The 7,138-nt window shown below is 70.9% G+C and carries 6 protein-coding genes, 1 tRNA gene and 2 pseudogenes; 6 read left to right on the forward strand and 3 right to left on the reverse strand.

Annotated elements, in window-relative coordinates; translation table 11 throughout:
- Together B7767_RS28155 and B7767_RS28160 are read left to right on the forward strand one after the other, a co-directional pair.
- Nucleotides 1-296: pseudogene (locus B7767_RS28155) on the forward strand (hypothetical protein); the annotation flags it as partial.
- Nucleotides 297-338: 42 nt separating this feature from the next.
- Nucleotides 339-776 (forward strand): annotated as a pseudogene (locus B7767_RS28160) (YdcF family protein); the annotation flags it as partial.
- Between the two features lie 466 nt (nt 777-1,242).
- On the opposite strand, the gene B7767_RS28165 reads toward B7767_RS28160, so the two are convergent.
- Nucleotides 1,243-1,602: a helix-turn-helix domain-containing protein gene (locus B7767_RS28165; protein ID WP_085574632.1), complete on the reverse strand. Its 360-nt coding sequence runs from the start codon at nt 1,600-1,602 to the stop codon at nt 1,243-1,245.
- A gap of 107 nt (nt 1,603-1,709) precedes the next feature.
- Between B7767_RS28165 and B7767_RS28170 the strand changes: the two genes are divergently transcribed.
- The gene (locus B7767_RS28170) at nt 1,710-2,117 is read left to right on the forward strand and encodes an STAS domain-containing protein (RefSeq protein ID WP_179167318.1); all 408 of its coding nucleotides are present in this window, start codon (nt 1,710-1,712) and stop codon (nt 2,115-2,117) included.
- A gap of 307 nt (nt 2,118-2,424) precedes the next feature.
- On the opposite strand, the gene B7767_RS28175 is transcribed toward B7767_RS28170, so the two are convergent.
- A tRNA-Ser gene (locus B7767_RS28175) sits at nt 2,425-2,511 on the reverse strand.
- 64 nt (nt 2,512-2,575) lie between these two features.
- On the reverse strand, nt 2,576-4,084 hold the full coding sequence (locus B7767_RS28180; RefSeq protein ID WP_085574628.1) for a S1C family serine protease: 1,509 nt from the start codon (nt 4,082-4,084) through the stop codon (nt 2,576-2,578).
- A 288-nt stretch (nt 4,085-4,372) separates the two neighbouring features.
- Here B7767_RS28180 and B7767_RS28185 point away from each other — a divergent pair, with 288 nt between their 5' ends.
- The 3 genes from B7767_RS28185 to B7767_RS28195 all read left to right on the forward strand — a co-directional run bounded on the left by B7767_RS28185 (nt 4,373) and on the right by B7767_RS28195 (nt 7,131).
- A complete protein-coding gene (locus B7767_RS28185) occupies nt 4,373-5,203 on the forward strand; it encodes a glycerophosphodiester phosphodiesterase (protein WP_085574629.1) in 831 nt (276 codons plus the stop codon).
- A 166-nt stretch (nt 5,204-5,369) separates the two neighbouring features.
- Entirely contained in the window at nt 5,370-6,014 is a 645-nt protein-coding gene (locus B7767_RS28190) for an ATP-binding protein (protein ID WP_085574630.1), read from the forward strand.
- A 151-nt stretch (nt 6,015-6,165) separates the two neighbouring features.
- Nucleotides 6,166-7,131 carry a DUF5926 family protein gene (locus B7767_RS28195; RefSeq protein ID WP_085574631.1) on the forward strand — a complete coding sequence of 322 codons (966 nt, stop codon included), beginning with the start codon at nt 6,166-6,168 and terminating at the stop codon, nt 7,129-7,131.
- Nucleotides 7,132-7,138 lie beyond the last annotated feature (7 nt).

Here is a 7,138-nt window from a genome sequence, read left to right on the forward strand (position 1 = left end):
TGGGGACATGGACCCCCACGGCGGACCCGGCGGCACCGGGGCCTCTTCCCGCGGTCCCCGCGGCCGGCACGGGCGTGCCCGCCACCGCGTCGGCCGAGGCGCCCGCACCCGCCGCCCCTTCCCTCGAAGGCCTCGGGCCGGCCCTCCGGTCCGCGCAGGAACTGGACCTGGCGCTGGCGGGAAGCCCGTCCTTCCACAACGCCGAGCAGGCGGCCCGGGTGATCGAGGAACTCACCGCCGCGGTCCGCAACATCGCGCTCTGCCTGAACAACCCGGCCGCACGCGAACGCCCCTGACCCACGCCCCACCCACACCCAGGGCATCTACGGGACATCGTCTACCAGGAACGGGCACTGGAGCTCGGTGTCCCCAGCACGGCCGTCCTCGTGGAGCCGCGCGCCCGCAACACGGGCGAGAACATCCGCTTCTCGCGAGAGGTGTCGGAAGAGGCCGGCATCGAGGTGTCCTCAGCGCTCCTGACCAGCAAGCCCTACGAGGAGCGGCGAGCGTACGCCACCGCACGCAAGCTCTGGCCCGAAGTCGAGATCGTCAGCGCTTCCACCCCGATGACGCTCGACGAGTACGTCGACTCCATCGGCGACGCCCGCCTGGTGATCGACATGCTGGTCGGCGCGCTCCAGCGACTGATGATCTACCCCGAGCAGGGATTCATGATCATCCAACCGGTCCCCACCAACGTGCTCGAGGCGTACGAGCGCCTGTGCCGAGCCGGATCCACGAGCCGACTCCTGACCACCGACGTGCCTTCGGCTTGACCCGGGTGAGAGCGAGAGCTGTTACAGGTTTCTCCACCTCGTCAAGGGCCCGCGCGAGGCACGGGCTGACCCCTTGGGCTCGGCCCCTCTGCGCCTTCGGCGCCGGGGCCGGCCCATGGGGCCGCAGCAAAGCAACGGCCCGAGGGGAGAGCCCGCATAGCGCGGTGACGGTCAAGGCAGTGCCTCCGGCGGGGGATCGGCCGACACCGGGATGGAGGGGGCGCCGTCGCCGACCGCGGGCCCGTAGTGGCGTGCGCGGGGCGCTCCCATCCCGTCCACCGCCGACCCGGGCAGAGCCGAGCAGACGCGACCCATGGCGTCCAGGCCGTTCGTACAGTGGCGCGCTCCACCTGGACGCCGGGAGCCACGCCCGCTCCACGGTGTGTGGGGCGACGGCGGACGGGATGGGAGCTGGGGGTTGGTGGTGGGCCGAGGAAGAACGCGACGGTCGGCGTGTGACCCGGCACTACCTCACAGCGCTTGACCCCAACCGCCCGTACTGAGTAACCGGTTTCCTGACGCGTTCGGTCTCATCCTGCACGAGCAGGGACAGCAGAGAGGCTACTGGGAGGCCGGCTTCTGCCGGGTGCCGCAGCACCTTGTCCGGCTCAATGCGGTAGGTGTTCGTGCGCCCGTCGCGGGTGTGCGAGAGGTAACCATCCTGTTCGAGATCCGAAATGATCCGCTGGACGGCACGCTCAGTGAGTCGGCAGTGGGCGGCGATGTCGCGGATCCGGACGTTCGGGTTATCAGCGATGACTGCAAGTACACGCGCGTGATTGGTGATGAACGTCCATCCGGTGTGAGGTTCGGGCACTCCAACCATGCTCCGCATTTTAAGGCCCACCATTGCCGGAACGTAGATACATGACATACTTTTCAGGTAATCGATGGCCTGCCCCCACAAGGGGGCGGCGCAGGAGGAGGAGCCCGATGGTGCCCTGGGACGAGGCCGTCTCGCCGACGCTCATGAGCGACGCCGACGAGAAGCCGACGTCGAGACGGGCCATCAAGCATGTCCCGGAACAGGCCTCGGTGTACCAGTACGAACGGCGCGGTGCCTGGGTTGTCACCGCGCACGGCTCCTTCGACATGCAAACGGTCAGGCCATTGGCGGATGCGCTGAAGGCCGCCGTCGGACGGCATCCGAAGGTGGTGTTGGACGCCTCCGGCGTCACCTTCGCGGACTCGGCGTTCTTGAATCTGCTGATCCTCAACCACCAGATAGGCACCCTGCGCGTGGTCTCGCCGTCACGGCAGGTTCGGCGGCTCTGTGAGCTCACCGGTGTCGACACGGTTCTGGAGGTACGACGGACAGTGGACGACGCCGCCGACTCCTGATGCGCCCTGCACCGGACCGCTGGACGCGCATCGAGAGGGTCAAGCAGAGCCGTCCAGGTTCAGAGGGAAGCGCGTAGCGAGCGGTTCCAGAGGTCAGAGCGTTTCCCTGTTCTCCTCCGGAGCCTGACCTGTGCACTGGAGACAGCACACTCCAAGGCGAGTTGGCCCGGTGTGTGGTCGGCCGTGCCCCAGCCGTGCCCGATCGAGTGGTAAGCCACGGGGAAAGCCGGACAGCGTCGGGGCCCGGGCATGCAAACGGCCCCTGACCAACTAACCAGGTCAGGGGCCGTTCTCAGTGCTCATCGCGCGGAGGCGGTGGGATTTGAACCCACGGTGACATCGCTGCCACGACGGTTTTCAAGACCGTTCCCTTCGGCCGCTCGGGCACGCCTCCCCGCGCCGGCCGGTGATCGGCGGCGCGGGGACAAGGGTAACGGGTTCGGGGTCCGCGGGTGAGGTCAGCTGTCGCCCACGCGGGAGCCCAGGGTGAGTTCCGTGGTGCGTTCCTTGCCGTCGCGCTCGTAGGTGATCGTGACCTCGTCGCCCGGCTTGTGGGTCCAGATCTCGCCGATCAGGGTGGGACCGGAGTCGATGACCCGGTCGTCGAGCTTGGTGATGACGTCGCCGGGCTGGAGGCCGGCCTTGTCGGCGGGGCCGCCGGGGTCGACGGGCTCGGAGCCGCCCGCGCCCTGCTCGGTGATCTTCGCGCCGCCCGCCGCGTCCTCCAGGGAGACCGACGCGCCGATCTTGGCGTACACCGGCTTGCCCGTCTTGATCAGTTCCTGGGCGACGTACTTGGCCTGGTTGATCGGGATGGCGAAGCCCAGGCCGATCGAGCCGGCCTGCCCCGTGCCGAAGCCGCCGTTGCTGGTGGACTGGATCGCGGAGTTGATGCCGATCACGTTGCCCTGCGCGTCGAGCAGCGGACCGCCGGAGTTGCCCGGGTTGATGGACGCGTCGGTCTGCAGGGCGCTCATGTACGACGCCTGGCTGCCGCTCCCGTCGCTGGAGGCGACCGGGCGGTTCTTCGCGCTGATGATGCCCGTCGTCACCGTGTTGGACAGGCCGAAGGGCGCGCCGATCGCGATCGTCGAGTCGCCGACGGCCACCTCGTCGGAGTTGCCCAGGGGGAGGGGATTCAGGTCCGAGGGGGCGTCGTTCAGCTTGATGACCGCGACGTCGTAGCCCTGCGCGTGGCCGACCACCTCGGCGTCGTACTTCTTGCCGTTCGGGAAGGTCGCCGTCACCTTGCCGTCGTCGACGGCCTCCGCCACGACGTGGTTGTTGGTGACGATGTGGCCCTCTTTGTCGAAGACGAAGCCGGTGCCGGTGCCGCCTTCTCCGCTGCTGCTCTCGGCCTCGATGGTGACCGTGCTCGGCAGCGCCTTGGCGGCGACGGCGGCGATCGTGCCCGGGTCGCGCTTCACGTTGCCGCCGCTGGTGGACGACGAGACGGTCGTCGAGCCGTCGCTGTCGTTCTCCTTGGCCAGCGTGTAGCCGAGGCCGCCGCCCGCGCCGCCCGCGACCAGCGCGGCCACCAGGACAGCGGCGAGCAGACGGCCGCGCCCGCCGCCGTTCTTCGGTGCGGGTTGCTGCTGGTAGGAGGAGCCCCAGCCGCCCGAACCGTGCCCGGCGCCGCCGTCGCCACCGCCGTACGACGGGGTGGACGGCGGGGGAGGCGGCGGCCAGGAGGCGTCAGGAGCGGAGGAGGAAGGGGTGGGGTCCTGATTTCCGTGGGCGCCGTGCGGGCCCCAGCCGGTCTCGCCCACCGGGGCCTGAGGGCCGGAGCCGTATGCCTGGTCCGTGTTCTGCGCGGGTGCCTGCGGCGGTGCGGACGGGGCCGGGCCCTGAGCCGCTGCCGGGGCCGGGTGCCCCTGGTGCGCCGGAGCAGCGGGAGCATCCACCGGCGCGGGCGGCGGTGCGGACGGCGCCGGGGGTACCGCGGTGCCCTCGTTCTCGGTGCTCACAGCTTCTCTCCTCGATCCACGGCTGTTGTTTTCGGTCGCACTCGGTCACGCTCGTTCACGCCCGTCCACGAGTCCGGCGCGATGCAGCTGTGCATGTCTCTTTGTATGACGTCAGCTTTTCCCACGGGCCGTCAGGGCACCATAAGCCGTTCCTGTGGGTCCGGGGTCATTCTTTATATAGGGCATTACTCACGTAAGGCGCGCCACTCGATGCCTCCGACCGGACGGCGACACCGTTCACTCCACTCCGGGCACCCGTCCCCCCGTGCACGGTGGCACCATGACGCGGTGACCCACGCACGGCAGCACCCGATCCGAGTCGTCGCGCACCGCGGAGCCTCCGAGGACGCCCCCGAGCACACCCTGGCCGCATATCGCAAAGCGATCGAGGACGGCGCGGACGCGCTCGAATGCGATGTGCGCCTGACCGCCGACGGCCATCTCGTGTGCGTTCACGACCGTCGCATCAACCGTACGTCCAACGGACGCGGTGCGGTGTCGGCGCTCGAGCTCTCCGATCTGGCCGCCCTGGACTTCGGCTCCTGGAAGAGCCGCGACGCCTTCGGGGGGCCGCGCGTCGAGGAGCCCGACTGGGAGCACCGACCGGAGGACCGGGAGGCCACCTCCGTCCTCACCCTGGAGCGGCTGCTGGAGCTGGTCTCCGACGCCGGGCGCCGGGTCGAGCTGGCGATCGAGACCAAACACCCCACGCGGTGGGCGGGACAGGTGGAGGAGCGGCTGCTGCTCCTGCTCAAGCGGTTCGGCCTCGACGCGCCCGCCGCGGCGGAGAACTCCCCGGTACGCGTGATGAGCTTCTCCGCGCGGTCGCTGCACCGCGTACGCGCCGCCTCGCCGACGCTGCCCACGGTCTATCTGATGCAGTTCGTCTCGCCGCGGCTGCGCGACGGACGCCTGCCCGCCGGCGTGCGGATCGCGGGGCCCTCGATCCGCATCGTGCGCAGCCACCCCGCGTACATCGAGCGCCTGAAGCAGTCCGGGCACCAGGTGCACGTGTGGACCGTGAACGAGCCGGAGGACGTGGACCTCTGCGTGCGTCTCGGCGTGGACGCCATCATCACCAACCGCCCCCGCGCGGTGCTCGATCAGCTCGGACGCTGACCGCGCGGCGCACCACCCGCCCCACCGGCCCCAGGAGCAGTGCGCACGAGTCTTGACCCCGTGCCCGATCCCGGCGCATCCTCACATCTCGGCCACAGCGACGAAATCCAGCCACACTGCTACGGGGAGTGCTCCGGCGCGTTCGGTGCGTATTCGATCGCTTGGAGTGCGTCACCGCTCACGGACCGACCGGTTTCCCGTTCGGGCCCATGGGGCATCCACACCGTGGCGTGGGGCGAAGGAGGTCTCGGGGGTGGCGTTGGTGGTGGCACAGGAGGTGCCCACGTCGTCGAGCATGGCCGTACCCCATGGCCCTGCGGGCGTGGGGCAGGCGAGGCGCCGTATGCGCGCGCAGCTGCGCGACGGCGGGGTGGCGGATCCGGTCATCGACGACGCCGTACTGATTCTTTCCGAGTTGCTGAGCAACGCGTGCAAACACGGCCGGCCGCTCGGTGACGCCCTGGCCGGGGACGGGGACGTACGCGCCGCCTGGCGGGTGGACCCGTGCGGACGGCTCGTCGTGGAGGTCACGGACGGCGGCGGCCCGACCCGCCCGGCTCCGGCCACCCCGTCGGTCACGGCGCACGGCGGCCGGGGGCTGAACATCATCACCGCGCTGGCCGACGACTGGGGCGTACGCGACGAGGTGCCGGGCGAGGTCACGGTGTGGGTCGTCGTCCACGACGACGTGTACGACCCCGACGCCGGAGCCGGGCACCGGCGTGAGGACTTCGCCGCCCGGGTGACGGCGCCCGCTGTCTCCCGCATACCCGGGCTGGACTTCGCGGACGTCTTCGACGACCTGGACTGAGGACGGCCCCGGCCGGGGAGACGGCGCCGGTCCGGCACGGTGCCCGCGGTGTCCACAGGTCGGCACGTCGTCCACAGGTTCCCGTCGGCCGTGGCGTGAACGGCTAGGCTCGCGCCCGTACGAGACGAGCCGTAACCGGGAGACACCCACGATGGCCAAGAAGCGACCCCAGACGAAGGCCAAGCGCCCGCAGCTCACGGACGGGCAGATCCCGGTCGTCGGCGCCCGCGAGCCCTGCCCGTGCGGCAGCGGCCGCCGTTACAAGGCATGCCACGGCCGCGCCGCCGCGCACGCGGTGACCGAACTGGTGCACCGCCCGTTCGAGGGCCTGCCGGGCGAGTGCGACTGGGTGGCGCTGCGCGAGCTGGTGCCGGCCGCCACCGTCGAACTGACGCTCAAGGACGGCCTGCCCGAGGGCGTCCCGACGGTCACCCTGGCCACGGTGCTCCCGATGGCCTGGCCCGCCCTGCGCCGCGACGACGGCTCGGTCCTGCTCGGCCTGCAGAACGACACCTCCTCCGGCGACATCAGCCGCGACCTCGCCGACACCCTGCAGCGCGCGCTCGTCGCCGACCCGGGCACTCCGGTGCAGGCCCGGCGCGCCCCCGCCGACGGTCCCCGGCTGCAGGATCTGCTGGCGCCCGAGGGCGCTTTCGAGCCGGTCGTGCACAGCGGGTTCGAGTTCTGGGTCCCGGACCCGGAGAACGCCACGCCGGACGTCACCGCCTCCCTGGAGCGGGCCAACGCCGCGGCCATCCCGACCGTCAAGCTGTCGGGCGTGGACTCCGCGTACTGGTGCGAGACGCCCGAGAAGAACCATCTGCGGTGGGTCATGCCGCATCCCGAGGAGCAGCTTCTGGACGCTCTCGCGCGGCTGCACGCGGCGGGCGGCTCCTCCCTCGGTGAGGGCACCCGTCTCGTGGGCTCCTTCCGCGCCCACGGGCTCACCGTGCCGGTCTGGGACCTGCCCAGCGGGGTCGGCGCCGAGGACGTGGAGAAGCCGGCGGCCGAGTTCGCCGAGCGGCTCGCCGCCGCGCTGGCCACGGACGCGCCGCTGACCGCCGACGAGCGCCGCGCGCGCGGCGGTCTGACGAACCGCCAGGTCACGCTGAGCTGAGGCCGGG

Source organism: Streptomyces sp. 13-12-16 (assembly GCF_002114215.1).
Classification (GTDB): Bacteria; Actinomycetota; Actinomycetes; order Streptomycetales; family Streptomycetaceae; genus Streptomyces.

Coding starts and splice junctions, on each gene's coding strand:
- B7767_RS28165 (WP_085574632.1), bottom strand. CDS start 1,602: ATGGTTGGAGTGCCCGAACCTCACACCGGATGGACGTTCATCACCAAT.
- B7767_RS28170 (WP_179167318.1), top strand. CDS start 1,710: ATGGTGCCCTGGGACGAGGCCGTCTCGCCGACGCTCATGAGCGACGCC.
- B7767_RS28195 (WP_085574631.1), top strand. CDS start 6,166: ATGGCCAAGAAGCGACCCCAGACGAAGGCCAAGCGCCCGCAGCTCACG.